Origin of the sequence: Bacillus sp. m3-13, from assembly GCF_000175075.1 — a bacterium.
Taxonomy (GTDB): domain Bacteria; phylum Bacillota; class Bacilli; order Bacillales; family Bacillaceae_I; genus Sutcliffiella_A; species Sutcliffiella_A horikoshii_C.
This window is the reverse complement of record NZ_ACPC01000019.1, coordinates 251146-274650: the sequence shown is the minus strand read 5'-3', so window position 1 is coordinate 274650 and position 23505 is coordinate 251146. Positions and strand designations below refer to the sequence as shown.

Here is a 23505-nt window from a genome sequence, read left to right as displayed (position 1 = left end):
CTCACGGACGTCTTCATACCGTCTATGAAGACATCTTTCCATCCAATTTCACGTCACCGACGTCCTCATACCATCTATGAAGACATCTCTCACTCTTTTTTCACCTCACGGACGTCTTCATACCGTCTATGAAGACGTCTCTCACTCCATACCGCCTCCTCTGAGGTCCTCATCAAGAAAGTTTTTGAGCTAATTTCCTACCACGCAAAAAAAAGACTGCCCAAACGGACAGCCCCTCACAAAAGATTAGTATTTAATAAGGAAGTATTTCTTCTTCCCTCTTCTTACCACAGTAAATTGCCCTTCAATACGGTCGCTTTCACCTAACACATAAGCAAGATCCTGAACCTTCTCTCCATTAATGGAGATGGCACCATTTGTAATATCTTCACGCGCTTGACGCTTAGAAGGTGCGATCTTACTTGCCACCAACAGTTCCACTAATGCCAGCTGCTCTTCATTTTCCACTGTAAAAGAAGGCACATCTGCAAAACCTTGTTTAATTTCATCAGCAGAAAGTTCAGAGATGGATCCACTGAACAATGCTTTAGAAATGCGGATTGCTTGTTCTAGAGCAGCCTCACCGTGTACCAACTTCGTAACTTCTTCTGCAAGACGTTTATGTGCAGAACGTTTTTCCGGTGCTTCTTGCAATTCTTTTTCAAGTTCCAAAATCTCACTGTGAGACAAGAACGTAAAGAACTTTAAGTATTTCACAACGTCACGATCATCTGTATTGATCCAGAATTGGTAGAACTCGTATGGAGACGTCTTCTCACGGTCTAACCAGATTGCTCCGCCTTCTGTTTTACCGAATTTCGTGCCATCCGCTTTTGTCACAAGAGGAATCGTCAGACCAAATGCTTTGGCATTTTCTTCAGATTTACGGATTAACTCCATTCCTGCAGTGATATTTCCCCATTGGTCGCTTCCTCCAATTTGAAGCTTACAATTTTGACCTCTGTATAAATGCAAGAAGTCCAAAGATTGAAGAATCATGTAACTGAATTCCGTGTAAGAGATACCAGATTCAATGCGAGATTGAACGGAATCTTTTGCAAGCATGTAATTAAGACCAAAGTTCTTCCCAACATCACGAAGGAAAGAAATAACATTCATTTCCCCAATCCAGTCATGGTTGTTTGCAATCACTGCTGGATTTTCCGCAGCTGTGAAATCCAAGAACTGAGAAAGCTGCCCTTTAATTCTGTTAGACCACTCGACTACGATGTCGGATGTATTCAGAGTACGTTCCGCTTTTTTTCCACTAGGATCCCCGATTAATCCAGTTGCTCCACCTACCAACGCGATTGGATGGTGACCTGCCTGCTGGAATCTTCTCAAAGTAAGAATCGGCAGTAAATGCCCGATATGTAAGCTGTCCCCTGTCGGATCAAAACCAGAGTACAACTTCACCTTTTCCTCGGATAATAGCTTCGTCAAACCCTCTTCATCCGTTACCTGATTCACTAACCCTCTAAACTGTAAATCCTCTAATAAACTCATGATAGACACTCCTTTTATGCTTCTTAAATTAATAAAATTTAGTGGATTTCGCAGCTGATGCTCGGAGCAAAAGGCGTAGACTCCAGCGGGAGAGTAGCGACATTGTTGAGACCCCGCAGGCTTGCCGAGGAGGCTCAAGGTCGCCCTCTGGATAAGCGAAGCCATTTGCGGAGAGCATCAGCGGTGTCGAAGTACCTAAACACAAAAAAACCCATCCCTCCTGTAAAAGAAGGGACGAGTTTATACGCGGTACCACCCTAATTGAAAAGCAGACAAATCCGCTTTCCCACTCAAAAATATAACGGTTCTCACCGTCTCCTGCTACTAAGCCCAAAACTTGGCCGTTCCCAAAAGATGCTCGAGGAGGTAATTCATCCAAACAGGTGTACTGATTCTCACCAACCATCAGCTCTCTTTAAGCATGCCTATTTGTACTACTTATTCCTGTCTTAGCACATTCTATAACTAATCAAAAATTTATATAAAGTCTTTTTACCATAAAAAAGCGTATCATGTCAACTGAAAGATCAAGAAAATTTTGGAAGAAAACAAAAAGTTTGTCGCTATAAAACCTCAATATGCTATAATTAGTATGATTTGCCGGGGGGTAGATAAAATATGTCAAACTACGACAAGTTCAAAGAAAAATCACAGACCTTTTTTCAATTTTTTATAAATAATAAGACGAAAAAAGGCGCCAACATTACATATTTAGTAGTGTGGAATCTCATTCTTGTTTTTCTCGTGATCGGCGTGATCGGCGTTTCATTCGCTGGCGGTGCAGGTGCAGGTTATTTCGCAGCACTCGTCAAAGAAGAACCTGTTCGTTCTTACGAAGATTTGAGAAAAAACATTTACAACTACGAAGAATCTACAGAAATGTATTTTGCAAACGACGTTTATTTAGGAAAATATCGAGCAGATCTACTTCGTGAAGAAGTGTCCCTAGATAACGTATCGGAGCATTTAATTAACGCACTTGTCTCTACAGAAGATGAGTACTTCTATGAACACGAAGGAGTCGTACCAAAAGCGATTGTCCGTGCCGTTGTTCAAGAAGTAACAAACTCCGCCAACCAAACTGGTGGTAGTACGTTGACACAACAGTTGATCAAGAATCAAATTTTAACAAATGATGTTTCTTTTGACCGAAAAGCAAAGGAAATTCTCCTTGCCCTTCGATTGGAGAACTACTTCTCTAAAGAAGAAATACTTGAGGCCTACCTAAATGTTTCTCCTTTTGGTAGAGACTCAAACGGCCGAAACATAGCTGGTGCTCAGACTGCAGCGGAAGGGATCTTCGGCGTGGATATCAGCGAATTGTCCATTCCACAAGCTGCCTTTATAGCCGGGCTTCCACAAAGTCCTTTTGCCTATACACCTTTCACTCGTGCAGCGGAAGTGAAAACTCCAGAAGGATTGGAACCAGGTCTTGATAGAATGCGATATGTACTTCTCCGTATGCATGAAATGGGGCATATTGATGAGAAACAGTATGAAGAAGCTCTTGCTTATGACATCACAAAAGATCTAGCAGAGCCTACTAGCAGTGCCATCGAAGAATACCCGTATGTAGCTTTTGAAATCGAAGAACGAGCACAAGAAATTATTGCACAGCAACTGGCAATTAACGACGGTTATGAACAAGAAGAATTAGATAACAATGAAGAATTGCTTAGAGAATATTTACAGCTAGCTGATACCACCCTTAGACAAAAAGGCTATGTTATCAAAACAACGATAGATAAAGATATCTATTCGAAAATGAGACAGCTTACAGAGGAGTTTCCTTATTTTAATGAAACAAAGGTTTATTCTTATGAAGAAGAAACCAACCCTGATACAGGAAAATTGGTTGCCAAAAACGCCGAGCAAGTTGGTGCCCTATTAATGGACAACAAAACGGGAGCAATTATCAGTTTTGTTGGAGGTCGGGACTTCAAACTGAAGGATCTGAACTTCGCAACCAACACTTGGCGCCATAACGGTTCTACCATGAAGCCTTTACTTGGCTATGCACCTGCTTATGAAATGGGGACACTCCAGCCGGGTAGCATACTTGCGGATACACCGTTGACCGTCAACCTTCCTGGACAAGACCCTTGGTCACCGAACAACTGGAATAACCAGTTCAATGGGCTTCAAACAGTACGCCAATCTGTGGCGTTATCGCACAACTTAGCGGCTATTCGTGGATATATGGAAATCCTGCCTCAACGTCCAATGGAATACCTTTTCAAGCAAAATTTTACGAAGTTAACCCAAGGGGATGCTGCAAACATTTCAGCTGTTCTTGGCTCTCCATCGGTTGGGGTTAGTGTAGAAGAAAATACGGCAGGCTACGTAACATTTGCAAACGGTGGAAATTACGTTGAACCATATCTGATTGAGAGTATTAAAACAAAAGATGGCGATGTCATCTATGAACACAAAGTGGAACCTAAAGAAATTTACTCTCCACAAACAGCTTATTTAATGATAGATACAATGCGCGACACTTTCAGAAGAGGAACAGCTAACGTAGCAAGGGACCACCTCCAATTTAATTCTGACTGGGCAGGTAAAACGGGAACTACCCAAGATACCCATGATATCTGGATGATGGGATCCAACCCAAATGTTACTTTCGGATTATGGATGGGTTACGATGAGAGGCATGTGTTAACAGCCAACAGTGGTAGAACCCCTACCCAAAGAAGCCAGATACTCTGGGCTCAATTACTAAACGGTGCCTACGATATCAACCCAGAATTAATTGGTCCATCCGGACAGTTCCAAATGCCAGGCGGAATCGTTCGCCGTAGCTATTGTAAGTTGTCAGGATTACTACCATCCGACCTTTGCCAAAAAGCAGGTCTAGTTGGAGAAGATATTTTCAATGCAAAATATGCTCCAACAAAAACTGATGATAGTTTAACAACAGGTAAATATGTTCAAATCGGGGACGTTGCTTATGCACCTTTAAGTTCAACTCCATCCGAATTTGTTAAAGAAGGGCCGATGATTAAGCCGGATTTCTTGAAGAAACTTCAACTTGATAGCTTGGAAGAACTCGCTAAGTACATGAAGGATAAAAGCATCTTTGATGGGCTGACGGTACTTTCAGAGGATCCTCTTCCAGCTAACGGGTCGGCACCGAAACAAGTTGGCGGTGTAAACGTATCCGGGTCGACTTTAACGTGGGCCTCAAGCTCAGAAAAAGATGTGATTGGATATTACGTCTACTATAAATCAAACAGCTCAAGTTCCGCTCGAAAAATTGCATCCGTGCAAGCTGGTGAGAACACGAGCACGAAGATATCTCAAAAATCCGGTTTCTTTTATGTAACAGCTATTAATGCTAGTGGAAAAGAATCATCTCCATCAAGCTCAGCAAAACTAGGAGACCCGGATAAAAAAGAAGAACCAAAACCTAAGCCAAAGCCAGATCCTAAACCACCTTCCAATGGTGGAGGTAATGGAAACGGCGGTGGAAACGATGGTGGAGGAAATGATGACGGCGACGATAACTCTACAGATCCTCCGCCAGATGATAGCGGAGATGACGGGGAAGATTGATTTCCTCTCATAAACCACTTAAAAAGGCACTTGACCCGCGAAGGTCAAGTGCCTTTTACATTTACATCAATGCTTCTGCCTGCTTCTTTTTACTACTCCATATGGTTGCCGCAATAAGGATACCAAGTGAAGTTGTTATAAGCGTCCCATGCAATATCCAAACCATCTGTGGCATAGTAAGAGCTTTTAACAGGATTGGTGCAATGATAAACCCAAGTGCAAAACCTAATGATTTCAGCAGCATCCCTACCGCAAAAACTCTTCCTCTTATGTAATTATCCGACTTCTGCAGTATGCTTGCATGTAAAGTGGTAAAACAAGCATCAAAGATTCCTGTTAAAAAAGCAAAAAATAAAATGATACTAACAAATGTATTTGATAAAAAGATAATAAAGCCAAGAGACATGAACATAGCGGATATGAAAAATACGGAATAGATTTTCTCACTTCTAATGATTTTAAGTTTTGGTATGGTGTAGGTCGCAAGGACGGAACCAATTCCCCATACACCCCAAATCATCCCGTAATAGAAGCTTTGACGCTCCCCGTCAATCTGTTCAGCCAATAAAGGAATCCCCAGATTATGCGAACTACCTGCAAAAGAACCAACCAAAAATACTACATTAATCATGAGAAGCATTGGAGCTAACTTCAGGTAATTGTACACTTCTCTTGTATCCCTGAAAACGGATATAATATTATTTCTAAATCCACTGACTAGCTCTCTGTTTTTCTTAGCTGCCGTAGCATCCCATTTCATTCTCCAAAGCACAAAACCAGATAACAAATAGGTTCCGGCATCAATCATCAAGGTATATTTATATCCTAAAATTTCTGTAATAACCCCTGCACCAATAAATCCGGTCACAAGGCTGATGGATGTCAATCTCGCAATAAGCGAGTTCGTTTCAATGATTTTGTCCTGGCCGAATATTTGCGGAACCTCCGCACTGAAACTAACCATAAAAAAGCTATTAATAAAACCGATTAAAGCGGATACCACAAGGATCATAACTGGATCTGGAAAAGGTATCAATAAAAGAATTAGCCCCGCTCTTAAGATATCTGTCACAAGCATGATGGTTTTTCTATTCCATTTATCTGCCGCAACACCACTCACTAAACTTGCCAGAACACCCCCGATTGTTCTGGCTGCCATCGTTGCAGCCAACCATACAGGGCTCCCCGTTGCTGCATATACGACTACATTCAATACAATTAAGTCCATAAAAGAACCAAAGTCAGATAATGCTTTTGTGTATAAAAATAATTTGTGTTTTCCCATCGCTATGTCCCCTACTCTCTATGTATGTATATATATTACTCTTGTAGGGTATTATTTCGCAATACGAAATTTTGAAAAGTATGATATTTCCTAGATCAAAAAAAACAACAACCCACCGCAAAAACGGCAGATTGTTGTTTTCAAGACAAAATTCATTAGTCTTCCATCGTAGACAAATCACCAGTAGGCAGATCCAGCTCCCACGCTTTTAACACGCGACGCATGATCTTACCACTTCGAGTTTTCGGAAGTTTATCACGGAATTCGATTTCACGAGGTGCAGCATGTGCTGCAAGCCCGCGTTTAACGAACTGACGAATCTCTTCTTTCAGTTCGTCACTTGCTGTATGACCATCACGAAGCGCAACGAAGGCTTTAATGATTTCGCCTCGTACCGGGTCAGGTTTTCCAATAACGCCGGCTTCTGCAACAGCAGGGTGTTCCACAAGCTTGCTTTCCACTTCAAACGGGCCGACACGCTCACCTGATGTCATAATAACATCATCGATGCGTCCTTGGAACCAGAAGTAACCTTCTTCATCCATATAAGCAGAATCCCCTGAAACATACCAGTCACCTGGCATGAAATAGGACTCATACTTTTCTTTGTTGTTCCAGATGGTGTGCATCATGGACGGCCAGCCTTTTTTAATGGCAAGGTTGCCCATGCGATATGGCGGAAGTTCGTTTCCTTGATCGTCCACAATCGCCGCCTCTACTCCCGGGATAGGTTTGCCCATGGAGCCCGGCTTTATTTCCATTGCTGGATAGTTACAAATCAATTGTGCTCCTGTCTCGGTCATCCACCATGTATCGTGGACGCGTAGATTGAACACTTTCACACCCCAGCGGATTACTTCTGGGTTTAATGGCTCCCCGACACTCAAGATATGGCGAAGTGAAGATAAATCATACTTTTTCACCACTTCGTCTCCCGCTCCCATCAACATACGAAATGCTGTTGGTGCGCTGTACCATACAGATACGCCATAATCCTCAATGGTCTCATACCAGGCTTCTGGTCGGAAACGACCGCCAACGATAACATTGGATGCTCCTACAAGCCAAGGACCAAAGATGCCATATGCCGTTCCTGTTACCCAACCTGGGTCAGCTGTGCACCAATACACATCTTCTTCTTTAAGATCCAATACCCATTTAGCTGTTTGATAGTGCTGAACCATGGCATTATGGACATGCAGCACTCCTTTTGGCTTGCCAGTGGATCCGCTTGTATAATGAAGCACCAAGCCATCTGTCTTTTCCACCCATTCGACTTGAAGCTTTTTGCTTGCTTCCTTCATACGGGAGTTGAAATCGATGAAAGGTCCTTCTTCTTTGACATTTTCCCCTACGAGTACAACATGCTTTATTGCAGGCAGGTCATCAAGTGGAATACGATTAAGCAGTGCCGGTGTGGTAATGATTACTTTTGCTTCACTATCTTCTAGGCGGTCTTTTACAGCGCCTTCCATGAAAGCTTCAAACAGTGGTCCGACAATTGCTCCAAGCTTGATAGCTCCAAGTGCTGCAAAGTATAACTCAGGTGAACGTGGCATGAAAATAAAGACACGGTCTCCCTTTTCTACATCGCAAGTCTGTTTCAAAATGTTACCTGCTTTGTTGGACATATCTTTCATTTCCTTGAACGTATACTTTTCATCACGTTCTGGATCACGGTAATATAGTGCTACTTTATTTTTTCGTGCTGAATCTGCGTGACGGTCGATGGCTTCATGAGCAACATTCACTCTTCCCGTTTCGGAAAAACTGAAGTTCTTCTCTACCTCTGACCAGTCAAAATTTCGGTAGGTTTGTTCATAGTCTTCTAGATTGTAGTTCCCCTTCGTTACTGGTAACGCTTCCACTTTCATCCACAAACACCCCTTATGTATATTTCTACAGTTCTATTATAGTACAGATAGAATTTTTTCTCAATTTTTTAAAAATTAATAGTATTGCATGAATAATTTTGTTTTTTCTAGTAGACTAGAGGTAGAGTGAGATGAAAGCGTTTTAATTCGCTTGTGTTTTTCTAGTAAAATGAGAAAATATAATTAGAAGATTACTATTATTCTTGTAGGTAAAAGTAGGTGGAGAGTTAGATGGAGCACAGAAAAACGTATAATGCAAAGGAAATTAGAACGAAAAATAGCCGCTTGATCATTGAAGGACCAGTAACACCAGAGAAGCTGGCAAGCTATGAATTTCATAAAGACCTTGTTGCATTTAGACCTCCGGAACAACAGCGTAAGGCCTTGATTGAAATTGCAGGCCTTCCAGAGGGAAGAATCATCATCGCAAGAACACACGATACAATTGTTGGGTATGTTACCTATCTCTATCCTGATCCAATGGAAAGATGGTCAGAGGGGAAAATGGAAAACCTTATTGAACTTGGCGCCATTGAAGTAGTACCGGAAGTTCGCGGTAGTTCGGTTGGCAAATCCCTGCTTCAAGTTTCCATGATGGACGATATGATGGAAAATTATATTGTCATAACAACAGAATATTATTGGCACTGGGATTTAAAGGGCACAGGACTTAATGTTTGGGAGTATAGAAAGATAATGGAGAAAATGATGAATGCCGGCGGTTTGGAATACTATGCAACCGATGATCCAGAAATCAGTTCCCATCCTGCGAACTGTCTGATGGCCAGAATCGGCAAAAACATCGACCAGGAATCTATCCAGAGATTTGATCAACTGCGCTTTCACAACCGCTTTATGTACTAGCATATAATGTTTAAACGGAACTTCTTTTACAAGGAGGAAAGACTATGATTGTAGAAAGAATTATGAAGAAAAATGTCCATACATTACTTCCAACAGATACGGTGGAGCATGCGCTTCATCTTATGGAAGAAAAAAACATCCGACATATTCCTATTGTAAACAATATGATGCAGTTGGTCGGAATTATTTCTGATAGAGATGTCCGTAACGGTTTGCAGGCAGCTTTATATGAAAACAGTGCGCAAGAGGACTTGCAGCAGCCCCTTTCCAAAGTAATGAAAACAAATTTATTAACAGGTCACCCCCTGGATTTTGTTGAGGAGGTTGCTGCGACTTTTTACGAATATAAGATTGGTTGCCTTCCGATTATACAGGACTCCAAACTCGTTGGGATTGTTACAGAGACAGACCTTCTTTATACATTCGTACAGTTAACAGGAGCAAACCAACCCGCCTCACAATTTGAAGTGAAAGTCGAAAACATTTCCGGCAAGCTTGCGGAAGTGACATCCATATTAAAAAAGCGAAAGTTAAATATACTCAGTGTGCTTGTCTACCCTCATCAAGACGAGCAGTTTAAAATTCTTGTCTTCCGGGTTCAAACGATGAATCCTACAGGTGTCATTCATGACCTCCAGGAGGAAGGCTATGAAGTATTATGGCCGAATTTGCCGGGTGTGACATCATGAAAAAAGCAGTCTTTGTGTATTCGGATGATTTTCAGACTTATAAGTTCAGTGAGAATCATCCATTCAATCAACTAAGAGTCAAGCTCACTTATGATCTGCTTCAAAAGAGCAAGCTTCTTTCTGCTCAAGATATTGTTCCACCGAGAATGGCTACTGATGAGGAATTAGCGCTGATTCATGATCCGCGCTATATAGAGGCTGTTAAATTGGCTGGAAAAGGTTTATTGCCAAAAGAGAAAGCAAACAATTACGGACTTGGTACAGAAGATACACCTATTTTTCCAAATATGCACGAGGCTAGTGCCCTGCTCGTCGGTGGGACATTAACAGCTGTTGACCAAGTAATGACAGGTAAATCTGAGCACGCCTTGAATTTAGGCGGCGGTCTGCATCATGGTTTCAGAGGGAAAGCATCCGGATTTTGTATTTATAATGACACTGCTGTGGCCATTAAGTATCTTCAAGAAAAGTATGGTGCCCGCGTTCTATACGTCGATACGGATGCCCATCATGGCGACGGTGTTCAGTGGGCTTTTTACGAGGATCCCAATGTCTGTACTTTATCTATACATGAAACGGGCCGGTATCTATTCCCTGGGACCGGCAATGTGAATGAACGGGGGCAGGGAGATGGATATGGTTATTCTTTCAATATTCCCATCGACGCCTTTACTGAGGATGACTCTTTCTTAGAGGTTTATGAACAGTCCCTTACAGAGGTGGCCAACTTCTTTAAACCAGATGTCATTTTAACGCAAAATGGTGCGGACGCCCATTACTATGATCCTCTCACCCATCTGTCCACTTCCATTAAAGTGTATAGGGAGATTCCGAAGCTTGCTCATAAAATTGCCCATCAATATTGCAATGGTCGCTGGATTGGTGTTGGAGGCGGAGGCTATGATATTTGGAGAGTCGTTCCGCGGGCATGGTCTCATGTTTGGTTAGAAATGATAGAAAAGAACAATGTGCACGGTGTATTATCAGAAGATTGGATAAACGAATGGAAAGACAAGGCACCTGTGGAATTGCCTGCTGCATGGGAAGACCAGCCGGACCTATATAAACCCATTCCACGAAAACAGGAAATTACGGAGAAAAATAAACAGCTTCTCTCAAAAGCTTTATACCCTATTAGCCATCTGCGCACCGATAATTCACAGATTGGCTAAAGAAAAACCAGCACTACGCCGTTTAGCGTGAAGAGCTGGTTTTTCGCATTTTCAGTTCACTATTTCTTCTTTTTGAGGATCGGAAATGACTATTTCTACTCTTCTATTCTTTTGATAGTTAGCATTGGAAGTATTCTCTACAATCGGTCTTGTATCGCCATAACCTACGGCAATAAATCGCTCAGGATCCAAGTCATGAGCGTCAACCAGATATCGAATCACACTACTAGCCCGGGCTGCAGATAATTCCCAGTTGGATGGGAACTTTTCAGTTGAGATTGGTCTGTTATCGGTATGTCCTTCTACTTTAACCAGGTTCGGAATCTTCGTTAATAACGTTCCGACTTTATCGAGAAAAGGATGTGCAATTGGCAGGATTCTGGCTTCAGCCGTCTCATATAAAACCTTTTCTTCTAGCACAAGGACGATTCCACGCTCTGTTCTGTTAGCAACTACTACATCCTCGAGGTCATTTTCGGCTAAAAACGTTTGTACTTCAACAAGCAGCTCTTGCAAGCTATCCTCATTCTCTTGTGTTTGTTCCTCGTTTTCCGCTACATCTTCTTGGTTATTGGTCGACTCCGTATTTATAGAGAAATCTGTAGGGTGCTCAAAAGGAACGGCAGATGGATTATAATCTAAAATATTCACTTGCTTGAACGACTCTGCTACAGCTTTAAATTTCACCAAGTCTATTTGGGACATGGAGAATAGTAAGATGAAAAATACTAAGACAAGCATAAAGAGGTCGGAAAACGTGACCATCCACTTTGGTGCACCACTTTCAACAGACATCTTCTTTTTACGGCGCTTCATTGGAAGTTCTCCTCCAACGTTTCAGCTACCGCTTCATCTTTTCTTTCCCGATCTTGATTAGAAAGGAATGCAGATAGCTTCTCCTCCAAAATCTTTGGATTCTGACCAGACTGAACGCCGATTACACCTTCAATAATAATTTGTTTTAAAAATACTTCTTTTTCTGTTTTATTTGCAAGTTTACTAGCCATCGGGAGAAATACAAGGTTTGCTAAAAGGGTGCCATACAATGTTGTCAGAATAGCAATGGCCATATTTGGTCCGAGGGTAGTTGGGTCGTTTAAGTTTTTTAACATTAGGACCAATCCGATTAGCGTACCGATCATCCCCCATGAAGGAGCATAATCTCCGGCTTTTTCCAGAATGCTTCTTCCCTTCATATGTCTTTCTTCCATTGCTGAAATTTCTGCGTTCATGATGTCATGAATCACTTCCGGTTCCACACCATCCACTGCAAGCAGTACGCCCTTTTTAATAAAATCATCCTCTACATCTTCAAGTTCTGCTTCCAGAGCCAATAGCCCTTCTCTTCTGGCTCGGTCTGATAATCGGACAAATGTTTGGATTAAGTTGGGCAGTTCATTTTCTTGTCGGGAAAATGCCGCTTTAATTACAGTAGGCATTACTTTTAACTCTTTTAAGTTAAAGGTTATTAGTAGTGCTCCCAGGGTCCCTCCAATTACGATTAGAAAGGAGGGAAAATGCAAGAAACTGCTTGCACCGCTTAAACCAGAGTTGTTAATGATGCCGAATAATATCATTGCTAGACCGAGAATGAGACCTATTGGTGTTAACATATCAAACTTTTTCATACTTTCTCCCCTGACCTTAAACGCTCTTGTTTGTTTTTTAATTTGACTTACTACACTAACTCCCAGTTTCCTTCCGTTGCAGGTGGTCAACTGGGGATAGTTGAATAATCAATTGATTGTCGTTTTTAGATAAAGAAAGAGGACAAACGTTTTGGTGGTTGTCCTCTTCTTTTACTATCTATATCGACAGTATTTTTATTTTGTTGAGCGTCTAAATTCAATTCTATGTGGAAGTACGACAGTTTGGTCTTCTACTTTCTCTTTGTTCATAAATTTCGTTAATAGTCTCATGGCTACTGCCCCGATATCATACATCGGTTGTACAACTGTAGAGAGCTGCGGACGGACCATTGTTGCCAGTCTAGTGTTATCAAAACCGATTACTTCAATATCTTCTGGGATGTTTAGTCCGTTGTCCTGAGCACCATGAATGACTCCCAAAGCCATTTCATCCGTTCCAACAAAAATGGCTGTTGGACGATCCTTCATTCCGATAAGTTTTTCCACAGCTTCTATACCGGAATCGTAAGAATAGTCACCTTCTATCACGATCTCCTTATCATAAGAAAGACCTGCTTCTTCAAGTGCACGTTTATAGCCAGTCAGTTTTTTCTCACCGTTGATTGGTTCTTCAAAAAGACCTGACACGTAGCCCACTCGTTTATGCCCTTTTTCAATTAATGCCGTTACAGCGTCAAAAGAAGCTTGAACATAATCAATGGTCACTGATGGCACTTTATTGTCTTTTTCAATCGATGCTGCTAATACAATAGGAACTGGTGATCTTTCAAATTCTGCAGCCAGTTCTTCTGTTATATTACCACTCATGAAAACAATTCCATCTACTTGTTTGCCAAGCATCGTGTTTAACAGGTGTAATTCCTTGTCCACATTTTGATCGGAATTGCTTAAGATAATATTGTATTTATACATCGTTGCAATATCTTCAATGCCGCGAGCAAGCTCTGCGTAGAAGATGTTGGAGATATCAGGGATGATAACCCCTACTGTTGTTGTTTTTTTGCTTGCAAGTCCTCTTGCTACTGCGTTTGGACGATAACCAAGACGTTCAATTGCTTCCAATACTTTTTTTCTTGTGGTTGGTTTTACATTCGGGTTTCCATTTACTACCCGGGAAACCGTTGCCATGGAAACATTGGCTTCTCTTGCAACATCATAAATTGTTACATTCATTCACAAACACTCTCCTTCTATATACATGCATCTATGTAAGGCAATATTTAATAAGATAAATTTGGCAAAATAACGCATTTATCTAATAATCATACGTTATTCTACGCAGACAAGCAATGAATTTACTATACTCCTGCTTATATCTTTTGCTAAATGTAAAATTTTTATGAAAACTTATGAAAACAGACAAAGACGAGCGTTCTGCCCGCTCGTCTTTGGTGAAATCTTATTATGATTTGTATGCGTAGTGACTGCGCAATTCAGTGATGAACTCATTGAACTCATCGATGTCCATCTGCTGTGCCGCGTCGGAAAGTGCTACTGCCGGATCAGGATGGACTTCAGCCATCACTCCATCCGCACCGATTGCAAGTGCTGCCTTTGCTGTAGGCAATAGAAGATCTTTTCTACCTGTGGAATGTGTTACATCCACAAATACAGGTAAATGAGTTTCTTTCTTTAAAATTGGTACAGCAGAGATATCTAGTGTATTACGTGTAGCTTTCTCATACGTTCTGATTCCACGCTCACACAAAATGATTTGGTCATTACCTTGAGAGATAATGTACTCAGCTGCATTGATGAACTCATCAATCGTTGCTGCAAGTCCTCTTTTTAGAAGAACTGGCTTTTTCACTGCACCAGCAGCTTTCAGTAGTTCAAAGTTTTGCATGTTACGGGCACCGATTTGGATGACATCTACATAATCGCATGCGACTTCAATATCAGCAGGGTTGATGATTTCACTGATGATTGCCATATCGAACTCATCACCAACACGTTTTAATATCTTTAAACCTTCTAATCCAAGTCCTTGGAAGTCGTATGGAGATGTTCTTGGCTTGAATGCCCCACCACGCAGAAGTTTAATTCCTTGCGCTTTTGCTGCTTGGGCAACTTGGGCAACCTGTTCATAACTTTCAACTGCGCAAGGGCCGACGATGAAGTTTTGAGATCCATCACCAATTTTTACTCCTTTTACTTCAACAACCGTATCTTCCGGTTTTTTCTTACGGGATACCAGCAAAGCTTTTCTATGATCATCTTTTTGCAGTTCAAGACCTGCTTTGAAAATCTCTTTGAATAAATGCTGTAAAGTGGAAGTTTCGAAAGGTCCATCGTTATGTTCCGTGATCAGGTCCAACATTTTTCTCTCACGGACAGGGTCATATCGATTTACACCTTGCGCCTCTTTAAGCTTTCCAATTTCTTGGACAAGCTCACCGCGCTTGTTGATAACCTCTAATAGTTGTAAGTTTAGTTCTTCGACTTGTTTTCGCAAGGCATCTAATTCGTTATGACTCATATAATTTCATCCTTTCTGTATTTATAACAGTACCGAGTTGTGGTACATTTCTATTAATTAGTTATTATAAACGATGACTTTCTGATTGTCACGGATTTTTTCTTTATTAATTAAACGCTTTTAAGCGGTAAAGTATTATATGATGCTACATAGGGATGGTGAATCTTTTTTGATTTTCGCATTGGATATTGGAACAAGGTCAGTGGTAGGACTACTGTTAGAACAAGATAGGAGCAAGTTCCGCATCAAGGATATAGTAGTAAAAGAGCACGAAGAACGTGCCATGTTGGATGGTCAAATTCATGATATTTTGGCAGTTTCTAAAGTAATAACATATGTGAAAGAAAAGTTAGAAGAAAAACATGGACCATTAAAAAAAGTATGTGTCGCTGCAGCAGGAAGAGCCTTAAAAACACAGACGGCCTATGCGATCCAAGATATTAAAGGGAAAGCACTTTTTACAGAAGACGATATATTTTTATTAGAACTTTCCGCTGTTCAGGAAGCTCAAAGGAAGTTACTCCAAGAAAGTGAAATTGACTCAGCAAACCAATATTTCTGTGTAGGATATTCCGTTCTAAGGTATTACTTGGATGAAGAAGAGATTGGCAGCCTGCTCGATCAAAGAGGGGAAAAAGCATCTGTTGAGATCATTTCGACATTCTTACCTAAAATCGTAGTAGAATCATTGATCTCAGCCCTTCAACGGTCGAACCTTCAACTTGAAGCCCTGACACTTGAACCGATTGCAGCGATAAATGCCCTCATTCCTCCTTCTATGCGAAGATTGAATATCGCCTTAGTAGACATTGGTGCTGGTACATCGGACGTGGCCATCTCCATGGAGGGTACTGTTACTGCATACGGAATGGTCCCTGTTGCTGGCGATGAAATTACAGAGGGTTTGAGTGATGCTTTTCTACTTGACTTCCCACAGGCGGAACAAGCAAAACGCGACTTGCTCCATAAGGAGGATATTACCTTTACCGATATTCTTGGTTTTGAACAAACTCTCTCTAAACAAGAAATGGTAGATCAGATTTACTCTTCTATAGAGAAACTAGCTTCCTCTATCACTAAGGAGATTAAGAGGCAAAATAACCAAATAGCCCCTAAAGCTGTCATGCTTGTGGGAGGTGGAAGCCTTACCCCTTCTCTCCCTTTGCTCATTGCTGAAAAACTGGGCTTACCTGAAAATCGTGTAGCAATTCGAGGCGTAGACGCGATTGGGCAATTGGATCAAACAAACCTCCCTGTAAAAGGACCTGAATTTATTACGCCTATCGGGATTGCCATTGCTGCAAAGGAAAAACCAATCGAATACGTTTCTGTCACCGTCAATGAGCTTCCCGTTCGTTTATTTGATGTGAAAAAGCTGACCATTGGAGACAGCCTTTTAGCTGCGGGGATTAGCATCAACAAATTGGTTGGGAAGCCAGGCTTGGCAATAATGGTTGAGGTGAACGGGAAAGGAATTACATGTCCAGGAAGTTTTGGAGAAGCACCGAAGATTTTAAAAAATGGACAGCCAGCACAAAGTTTTGATCCTATTGAAAATGGTGATGCCATTATGGTGGAAAAAGGCGTGGATGGAAAAGCAGCCGCTATTACTGTCCGTGAGGTTGTAGGAACAACGTTACCTATCGTTTCCGTAGCTGTAAACGGCAAAGCTGAAGCTATCAATCCAAGTATACTCCTTAACGGTCATCCAGTCTCATTGGACCAACAACTTGTAGACCGCGATAAGGTTACATTCACCTACCCGGAAACCATAAGGGACCTTCTGTTGCAGAGCAATGAAATTGCAGAAAAGGATCTTGAGCCATTTCACTTATTCATAAACGACGAGAAAACCAACCTTTCACCATTTTCTGTCCAAGTGAAGAAGAATGGAAAACAAGTCACTTTACATGACCATTTTTCCAATGAAGACAGTATTGTCTGGGAAAAAGGAAGCACTCCTACAGTAAAAATGCTTGCTATCATTCAACAGTATGAAACCAAACAAGAAATAGCCGTCACTTATAAAGGGCAAAGAGTTGTCTTGAGTAAGGTGTTGCTTGAATTTTATCGCAATGGGAAGTTGCTTGGAGATGAGGATATCCTACATAGAGGCGACCACCTGCAAGTGATGATCAGGCGCAAGGAGCCATTCATTTTTCAAGATATGTTCCGCTTCGTCGATATAGACAGACCAAAAGGCGCTGGATCCTTTATGTTAAAGAAAAATGGCATGGAAGCCTCTTTCTACGACTTTATCGACCATGGGGATGAACTAGACATAGAGTGGAAAAGTAAAGTCCTAGAAGCAAACTTGGAAGATAAGGCTTGATCCAAAATAAAACGAACGTGCATAGTTGCACGTTCGTTTTATTTTACGTTCTCTTGAAGGGAAGAATGGGTAATCTTCCAGTGGGTTGCACTCCAAGCAACTTTTCCATTTTTAAATAATAACGCTTGCGGAGATTCATGCTTTACATCAAATGTCTCCGCGATATGATTGGAGAGTGGTCTAGCTTCTTGGACATTTAGATAAAAACATGGAACCTGATCTTGGTCTGCTACAAAGTTTTCGAATTCTTCAAATGCTGCATGACTGATTGGACATGTTGTGCTGTTTTTGAAGAATAAAAAAGTATCATTTTCTTGAACGATCTGATCGAATTCTTCTACAGATTGAACGATGGTTTTGCTCATACTATTACACCCTTTTCTGCTTGTTTTAAGAATATGGCGGCTGACACCGCTCTTGATTTCCGCAAATGGCTTCGCTTTCCGCGGGGCGACCTTGAGCCTCCTCACAACGCTTCAGGGGTCTCAACATTGTCGCTACTCCCCCGCTGGAGTCTTCGCCTTTTGCTCCAATCTACAGCTATAAATCTCTCAGGAAATTAAAAACGGCGAAGTTATCATACCACTTCGCCGTTTTATTCTCAAGTTATGAGATTGTTTATTTTTCTTCTTTGTCTTCTTCGCTTGCAGATAGCTTTTTCTCTACGTCTTCTAACGCAGCTTTTGTATCTTCAAGGCGCTTTTTCACTTCATCTGTCATTTCATCAGATTCCGTTTCAATAGCAGTAGCGGCTTCTGAAATAATATCTTGAACCTGCTCTTGCAGCTCCATGGATATATCGCCATTTTTCTCGCGCAATTGTTTAACTTTGTCCATCACTTGTTGTGTTTGATCCGTAATGGCTTTAGTTAATTGGTTCTTCTTATCTTTAGCAGTTTCAGCTAATTCAGAAGTATATTCAGTAGCTTGAACTTTCCAGTTATCTGTTCTTTCTTTTAATTGAGTCGCCTGGTCCGTGATATCTTCACGAAGCTCTCTACCGGATTTAGGAGCTAGGAACAATGCAGTTGTAGCTCCCACAATTCCACCAATTAATGTACCAATTAAAAAGTCTTTCGTGTTAATACCGTCAGTGTTCGTGTTCATCTCTTTCTTGTTCTCTTCGCTCATTTCCGATTCCTCCTCAAATTTTGTTGATTTTGTTTTTCTGTTTTCTCTCATTCCATTTGTCGACAATTTCCATAGCCACATTAGACCATTGAACAACTTGCGACACCTTATCCTGGTTTTGATCTAGTTGATGTGCAACATTATTAGATAAACGTGAAACGGAATGATTAAATCCTTGAATGGAAGTTCCAACATCCTTTACAGCAGTTACAACCGTATTAAGTTGTTGCGACTTATCTTGAATGTCGTCCATTAATACATTGGTTTTATGTAGGATCTGCTCTGTCTCGGATGTGATCCCTTGCATCTGTTTTTCAATTCCACCTAATGTACCGGCAACTTGATTTAAAGTGCCTTGCACGGAAAGAAGAGTTTTGGAAACAAATATAACCAATATTAAAAAAGCAATAGCTACAATAATTGCGCTAATGTAAAGCAATTCACTCAAAGCGACACCTCCTGGCTGCTGACGTACATACTTACTATTTACCCCACATACTACAGTTTAAACATTCTATACTCTGTTTTATTCTAGGACAATGAGAAAATCCCTTCAAAAATTTAAAGAATTTTTAAAAATATTACTAATATTTTTAGACAAATAATTCAACAAAATACGCGTAATCGGTTACAATAATGATGATACATAACCAATCTCTTAGGGGGCAATACAATGAAGGATCCTCGGATTCAAACACTTGCAAAAAATTTAATCAACTATTCTGTTCGTCTTCAAAAAGGCGAAAAGGTATTAATCGAGAACTTCGGACTGCAAAGAGAACTTGTAGTAGCTCTTGTCGATGAAGCTTATAAAGCTGGCGGATATCCATTCGTTTCATTAAAAGATGTTCAGGTAGACCGCGCCTTGTTAATGGGAGCTCAAGAAGAACAATATAGCATGAAAGCTGATTTTGAAGCAAATGTCATGAAAAACATGGACGCGTATATCGGGCTTCGTTCTGGCGACAACATCGCTGAATTATCCGATGTTCCGGATGACAAACAAAAAATCCAGGGCAGCACGGTTGGAAAGAAAGTTCACCGTGACATCCGTGTTCCAAAAACCAAATGGGTGGTTCTGCGCTATCCGAATGCCAGCATGGCACAGCTTGCAAAAATGAGTACGGAAGGTTTTGAGAACTTCTATTTTGATGTATGTAATCTTGATTATGGGAAAATGAGCAATGCGATGGATGCTCTTGTTGAGCTGATGAATAAAACCGACAAGGTACGAGTTACAGGAGAAGGAACAGATCTAACATTCTCCATTAAAGATATTCCTGCCATTAAATGTGCAGGTGAAATGAATATCCCTGACGGTGAGGTATACACAGCACCTGTTAAGGATTCTGTTAACGGTACAATAACTTACAACACCCCATCTCCATACCAAGGCTTCACATACGAGAATGTGAAATTGACTTTCCGCGACGGAAAAATTGTGGAAGCAACTGCCAATGATTCAGAACGTATCAATAAGATTTTTGATACGGATGAAGGGGCACGTTTTATCGGGGAATTCGCAATCGGTGTTAACCCTTATATCCAACACCCAATGCAAGATATCCTTTTTGATGAAAAGATTGACGGAAGCTTCCATTTCACACCTGGCCAGGCATATGAAGATGCTTGGAACGGCAACAATTCCGATATTCATTGGGATATGGTAATGATCCAACGTCCTGAATATGGCGGAGGAGAAATCTATTTTGATGATGTATTGATCAGAAAAGATGGAAAGTTTGTTGTTTCAGAGCTTGAGGGATTGAATCCGGAGAATTTGAAGTAAGGTATAATTTGAACCATCCGCAAGGGAATTGCGGATGGTTTTTTATTGTTTGAGTTAATCTTAAAGACCTCATTCCACCCGTTTTCACGCCACTGATGTCTTCATACCTCTTCTCAAGACCTCTCTCTACCGGTTTTCACGCTACTGATGTCTTCATGCTCTCTTCTCAAGACCTCTCTCTACCCGTTTTCATGCTACAGATGTCTTCATGCCTCTTCTCAAGACCTCTCTCTACCGGTTTTCACGCTACTGATGTCTTCATGCCTCTTCTCAAGACCTCTCTTCACCCGTTTTCATGCTACAGATGTCTTCATACCGCTTCTCAAGACCTCTCTCTACCGGTTTTCACGCTACAGATGTCTTCATTTCCATTCTTGCCAAAATAAAAACCGGCTCCCCTCTACAAGAAGGTAAGCCGGTTCTCTATATCATTCCACTTCGTGCTGAAGGGACTTTTCATATGCTTCTTGGAACTTGGTGACATCACCGGCACCCATGAAAATAATGACGCTATTTTCATGCTTCGCCAATAATGCAGTTCCTTCTTCTGACAAGATTTCTGCACGGTCTATTTTATCCAATAAATCATTGATCGTCAGCTTTCCTTGATTTTCACGGGCAGAACCGAAAATATCGCATAGGTAAACATGATCAGCACCGCTTAAACTTTCCGCAAATTCATTTAAGAATGTTTGAGTTCTTGTGAAAGTATGCGGTTGGAATACAGCAATCACATCGCGGTCTGGATACTTTTGGTTGGCAGCATCAATAGTCGCACGGATTTCAGTAGGGTGATGCGCATAATCATCAATCAATACTTGAGAGCCTATTACTTTTTCAGAAAATCTTCGTTTAACTCCTTCAAATGTAAGCAACTGGCTTTGAATCACATCTACCGGAATCTCCTCATAGTGACACAATGCGATTACAGCCAAGGAGTTCATAATATTATGATCACCATAACCATTTATTTTAAAAGTAGCATAATGGTTATTACGTACATATACATCAAATGTGGTACCTTCTGTCGATTTTTCCACATGTCGTGCTTGAAAATCATTTTCTTCGCCAAAGCCGTAGTAAATCACGGGAACTTTTGCTTGGATTTTTTGCAGGTACTCATCATCTCCACAAGCGATGATTCCCTTTTTCACTTGCATAGCCATCTCCTGGAATGCAGAAAACACATCATCGATACTGCCGAAATAATCTGGGTGATCGAAGTCAATGTTTGTCATGATCGTGTAATCTGGATAGTAAGACAAGAAATGTCTCTTATACTCACATGCCTCGAATACAAAGTATTCACTATCCTCTACTCCACGACCAGTCCCATCTCCAATAAGATAAGACGTAGGCTTTGCTCCTTGTATGACATGGGAGAGCAAACCAGTAGTAGAAGTTTTTCCGTGTGCTCCCGTAACAGCAATACTGGTGTATTTCTCCATAAACTGACCCAGGAATTGCGGGTAGCGAATAACTGGTATATTAAGTTCTTTTGCCGCTTCTATCTCCTCATGTGTGTCAGGAAATGCATTACCGGCAATAACCGTCATATCTTCCGTTATGTTGTCCTTGTCAAAAGGAAGGATGGTGATTCCTTTTTCTTCGAGACCCTTTTGGGTAAAGAATCTCTTTTCAATATCTGAACCTTGTACTTGAAAGTGCATATCGTCCAATATCCCGGCAAGGGCACTCATTCCTGAACCTTTAATACCAACAAAATGATAAATGGTCATGAAAAAACCTCCAACATTTATCTATATATAATTCGCTTATTTTCTGCAAACGAACTGAATAATAGTTTTATTTTTGTAACATACCAAACGTAGTTTCTCCGCATAGATAATCCATTATATGATTAGCGTCTAAAAATGCTAATTCCTTTATTCCCTTAAGTTTAAGGATTCAAACCATATGTAGAAAAGACTTTTCTTAACAACGACCTATTATAGCACTAATTCAACATTTCCTCTACCGTACCTTTATAAACCGGAAAGTCACAGGAAAAAACTGATAGACCTTTCTCCTACCAGTTTCTCCATATACCAATTACTGCTATACTTTAATCCACTTTTTCTAGTCGTTCATTAAAGCGGTATTTTCTACCGGCCTTCGCTTGAGGTTCCCCGTTTAACACAACGTTATCTCCAGTAAACCCTATATGAATTTTCAGCAGGCTTCCACCCACACCATAAATATCGACCGGCACGTGCTGCTCTTCGAATTCTCTGATGCGTTGCTCACTGAAACCACCGCTTACCACAATCTTCACATGGTGAAAACCTTCATTATCCAGTGCTTCACGAAGTGCGAAAACAAGCGGGGCATTTACCCCACGCGGGTCAAAGGTTCCCAGTACATCTTGATGGCGGATGAAATGCTGATCAATCATGGTTCTCGATGTATCAACACGGACTCCCTTTAACTTATCACCGAATTCTCTGGCCACTTTCAATGCATCTGTAATGACATCGTTGTTGTAGTCTACCAGCACCAATAGGTCATCCTCAGGGAATTTTGCATGATAAGCTTTAGAAGCTTCTACGACATCCCCGTTAAATAGCTGGATGAGGGCATGTGGCATGGTACCCATTCCTTTTTTCCCCCACCACTCATTCATCGCATGGGTTGCTTGCGCTGTGGAACCTCCTATATGCGCGGCATATCCGTCCCCAGCTTGTTGCGTATAATGATCATCACGATCTCCCATGAAAATGACTGGCTTTTGCCCTGCGGCTTTCACTACATTATAAACATTCGTAGACACCGACGTTCTTCTGGCCAGAATGCCATCAATAACTCCTTCTAAGAATCCAAAATTCTGATATGGGCCAGTTATAGTTAAAACCGTTTCAAACGGCGCTATTTTGTCCCCATCTTTTAAAGAATAAATTTCAAGTGATTCCGGGTCATCAGCGAAAGTTTTGATCAATGCAATGACTTCATCTGTTCCGCATAAGACCGCATGCTCTTTTTGAAAAAATTGCATCGTCACAATGTTATCTGGTTTAAACGCTCTCACTATTTCTCTTGTTTTTAAAAAATATACAGCTGAGAACCATCCTTCTTTTACACGCTCGTCAAATTTGAACGTGCGATTGGTCAGCCTTTTAATTTTCCCTTGCAGCTTCAACTCAATTTCTTTCATCCTCTTAAAAGCTCCTTAAGACCCTG

General features: G+C 41.1%; 18 protein-coding genes and 1 other annotated feature. Of the genes, 6 read left to right on the top strand and 12 right to left on the bottom strand.

Annotation, left to right across the window (positions count from 1 at the left end; genetic code table 11):
• Positions 1–246: 246 nt before the first annotated feature.
• Entirely contained in the window at positions 247–1509 is a 1263-nt protein-coding gene (gene tyrS, locus M313_RS0111940) for a tyrosine--tRNA ligase (protein WP_029326473.1), read from the bottom strand.
• A gap of 224 nt (positions 1510–1733) precedes the next feature.
• Positions 1734–1966: a binding site (T-box leader), on the bottom strand.
• Between the two features lie 158 nt (positions 1967–2124).
• On the opposite strand from tyrS, the gene M313_RS0111930 reads away from it, so the two are divergent.
• Positions 2125–5064, top strand: a complete 2940-nt coding sequence (locus M313_RS0111930) for a transglycosylase domain-containing protein (RefSeq protein ID WP_010195455.1) — start codon at positions 2125–2127, stop codon at positions 5062–5064.
• A gap of 61 nt (positions 5065–5125) precedes the next feature.
• Here the strand turns inward: M313_RS0111930 and M313_RS0111925 are convergent, their stop codons facing one another.
• Positions 5126–6349: an MFS transporter gene (locus tag M313_RS0111925; RefSeq protein ID WP_010195453.1), complete on the bottom strand. Its 1224-nt coding sequence runs from the start codon at positions 6347–6349 to the stop codon at positions 5126–5128.
• Positions 6350–6504: 155 nt separating this feature from the next.
• Positions 6505–8223, bottom strand: coding sequence for an acetate--CoA ligase (acsA, locus tag M313_RS0111920; protein ID WP_010195451.1), 1719 nt, complete (start codon positions 8221–8223; stop codon positions 6505–6507).
• Between the two features lie 231 nt (positions 8224–8454).
• Here acsA and M313_RS0111915 point away from each other — a divergent pair, with 231 nt between their 5' ends.
• Genes M313_RS0111915 through M313_RS0111905 form a run of 3 tightly spaced genes read left to right on the top strand, consistent with a single transcriptional unit; the run spans position 8455 to position 10948 of the window.
• The gene (locus M313_RS0111915) at positions 8455–9087 is read left to right on the top strand and encodes a GNAT family N-acetyltransferase (RefSeq protein WP_010195449.1); all 633 of its coding nucleotides are present in this window, start codon (positions 8455–8457) and stop codon (positions 9085–9087) included.
• Between the two features lie 44 nt (positions 9088–9131).
• Entirely contained in the window at positions 9132–9776 is a 645-nt protein-coding gene (locus M313_RS0111910) for an acetoin utilization AcuB family protein (RefSeq protein WP_010195446.1), read from the top strand.
• A complete protein-coding gene (locus tag M313_RS0111905) occupies positions 9770–10948 on the top strand; it encodes an acetoin utilization protein AcuC (RefSeq protein WP_029326470.1) in 1179 nt (392 codons plus the stop codon). The genes M313_RS0111910 and M313_RS0111905 overlap by 7 nt, the downstream gene beginning before the upstream one ends.
• Positions 10949–10999: 51 nt before the next feature.
• On the opposite strand, the gene motS is transcribed toward M313_RS0111905, so the two are convergent.
• The 4 genes from motS to M313_RS0111885 all read right to left on the bottom strand — a co-directional run bounded on the left by motS (position 11000) and on the right by M313_RS0111885 (position 15076).
• A complete protein-coding gene (motS, locus tag M313_RS0111900; RefSeq protein ID WP_010195442.1) occupies positions 11000–11764 on the bottom strand; it encodes a flagellar motor protein MotS in 765 nt (254 codons plus the stop codon).
• Positions 11761–12576, bottom strand: coding sequence for a flagellar motor protein MotP (gene motP, locus M313_RS0111895; protein ID WP_010195441.1), 816 nt, complete (start codon positions 12574–12576; stop codon positions 11761–11763). Before motP ends, motS begins: the two co-directional genes overlap by 4 nt.
• A 195-nt stretch (positions 12577–12771) precedes the next feature.
• Complete coding sequence (gene ccpA, locus M313_RS0111890; protein WP_010195440.1) at positions 12772–13770, bottom strand: catabolite control protein A; 999 nt, start codon at positions 13768–13770, stop codon at positions 12772–12774.
• A gap of 229 nt (positions 13771–13999) precedes the next feature.
• Entirely contained in the window at positions 14000–15076 is a 1077-nt protein-coding gene (locus M313_RS0111885; RefSeq protein WP_010195438.1) for a bifunctional 3-deoxy-7-phosphoheptulonate synthase/chorismate mutase, read from the bottom strand.
• 139 nt (positions 15077–15215) lie between these two features.
• On the opposite strand from M313_RS0111885, the gene M313_RS0111880 reads away from it, so the two are divergent.
• Complete coding sequence (locus tag M313_RS0111880) at positions 15216–17408, top strand: cell division protein FtsA (RefSeq protein ID WP_010195436.1); 2193 nt, start codon at positions 15216–15218, stop codon at positions 17406–17408.
• 38 nt (positions 17409–17446) lie between these two features.
• On the opposite strand, the gene ytxJ is transcribed toward M313_RS0111880, so the two are convergent.
• From ytxJ to M313_RS0111865, 3 genes are all read right to left on the bottom strand, one after another.
• Entirely contained in the window at positions 17447–17773 is a 327-nt protein-coding gene (ytxJ, locus tag M313_RS0111875) for a bacillithiol system redox-active protein YtxJ (protein ID WP_010195433.1), read from the bottom strand.
• A 253-nt stretch (positions 17774–18026) separates the two neighbouring features.
• Positions 18027–18539, bottom strand: coding sequence for a YtxH domain-containing protein (locus M313_RS0111870; RefSeq protein ID WP_010195431.1), 513 nt, complete (start codon positions 18537–18539; stop codon positions 18027–18029).
• A gap of 13 nt (positions 18540–18552) precedes the next feature.
• A complete protein-coding gene (locus M313_RS0111865; protein WP_010195430.1) occupies positions 18553–18987 on the bottom strand; it encodes a DUF948 domain-containing protein in 435 nt (144 codons plus the stop codon).
• 225 nt (positions 18988–19212) lie between these two features.
• Between M313_RS0111865 and M313_RS0111860 the strand changes: the two genes are divergently transcribed.
• Positions 19213–20328 carry an aminopeptidase gene (locus M313_RS0111860; RefSeq protein WP_010195429.1) on the top strand — a complete coding sequence of 372 codons (1116 nt, stop codon included), beginning with the start codon at positions 19213–19215 and terminating at the stop codon, positions 20326–20328.
• A gap of 428 nt (positions 20329–20756) precedes the next feature.
• Here M313_RS0111860 and murC read toward each other — a convergent pair whose 3' ends face one another.
• A complete protein-coding gene (gene murC / locus M313_RS0111855; protein ID WP_010195428.1) occupies positions 20757–22067 on the bottom strand; it encodes a UDP-N-acetylmuramate--L-alanine ligase in 1311 nt (436 codons plus the stop codon).
• A 326-nt stretch (positions 22068–22393) separates the two neighbouring features.
• Positions 22394–23479 (bottom strand): nicotinate phosphoribosyltransferase, encoded by a 1086-nt coding sequence (locus M313_RS0111850; protein ID WP_010195427.1) that lies wholly within the window; start codon positions 23477–23479, stop codon positions 22394–22396.
• Positions 23480–23505: the final 26 nt, after the last annotated feature.

Excerpts from the sequence above, each read along its gene's own strand:
- M313_RS0111930 (WP_010195455.1), top strand. The coding sequence starts at position 2,125 with ATGTCAAACTACGACAAGTTCAAAGAAAAATCACAGACCTTTTTTCAA.
- M313_RS0111925 (WP_010195453.1), bottom strand. The coding sequence starts at position 6,349 with ATGGGAAAACACAAATTATTTTTATACACAAAAGCATTATCTGACTTT.
- acsA (WP_010195451.1), bottom strand. The coding sequence starts at position 8,223 with ATGAAAGTGGAAGCGTTACCAGTAACGAAGGGGAACTACAATCTAGAA.
- M313_RS0111915 (WP_010195449.1), top strand. The coding sequence starts at position 8,455 with ATGGAGCACAGAAAAACGTATAATGCAAAGGAAATTAGAACGAAAAAT.
- M313_RS0111910 (WP_010195446.1), top strand. The coding sequence starts at position 9,132 with ATGATTGTAGAAAGAATTATGAAGAAAAATGTCCATACATTACTTCCA.
- motS (WP_010195442.1), bottom strand. The coding sequence starts at position 11,764 with ATGAAGCGCCGTAAAAAGAAGATGTCTGTTGAAAGTGGTGCACCAAAG.
- motP (WP_010195441.1), bottom strand. The coding sequence starts at position 12,576 with ATGAAAAAGTTTGATATGTTAACACCAATAGGTCTCATTCTCGGTCTA.
- ccpA (WP_010195440.1), bottom strand. The coding sequence starts at position 13,770 with ATGAATGTAACAATTTATGATGTTGCAAGAGAAGCCAATGTTTCCATG.
- M313_RS0111885 (WP_010195438.1), bottom strand. The coding sequence starts at position 15,076 with ATGAGTCATAACGAATTAGATGCCTTGCGAAAACAAGTCGAAGAACTA.
- M313_RS0111880 (WP_010195436.1), top strand. The coding sequence starts at position 15,216 with ATGATGCTACATAGGGATGGTGAATCTTTTTTGATTTTCGCATTGGAT.
- ytxJ (WP_010195433.1), bottom strand. The coding sequence starts at position 17,773 with ATGAGCAAAACCATCGTTCAATCTGTAGAAGAATTCGATCAGATCGTT.
- M313_RS0111870 (WP_010195431.1), bottom strand. The coding sequence starts at position 18,539 with ATGAGCGAAGAGAACAAGAAAGAGATGAACACGAACACTGACGGTATT.
- M313_RS0111860 (WP_010195429.1), top strand. The coding sequence starts at position 19,213 with ATGAAGGATCCTCGGATTCAAACACTTGCAAAAAATTTAATCAACTAT.
- murC (WP_010195428.1), bottom strand. The coding sequence starts at position 22,067 with ATGACCATTTATCATTTTGTTGGTATTAAAGGTTCAGGAATGAGTGCC.
- M313_RS0111850 (WP_010195427.1), bottom strand. The coding sequence starts at position 23,479 with ATGAAAGAAATTGAGTTGAAGCTGCAAGGGAAAATTAAAAGGCTGACC.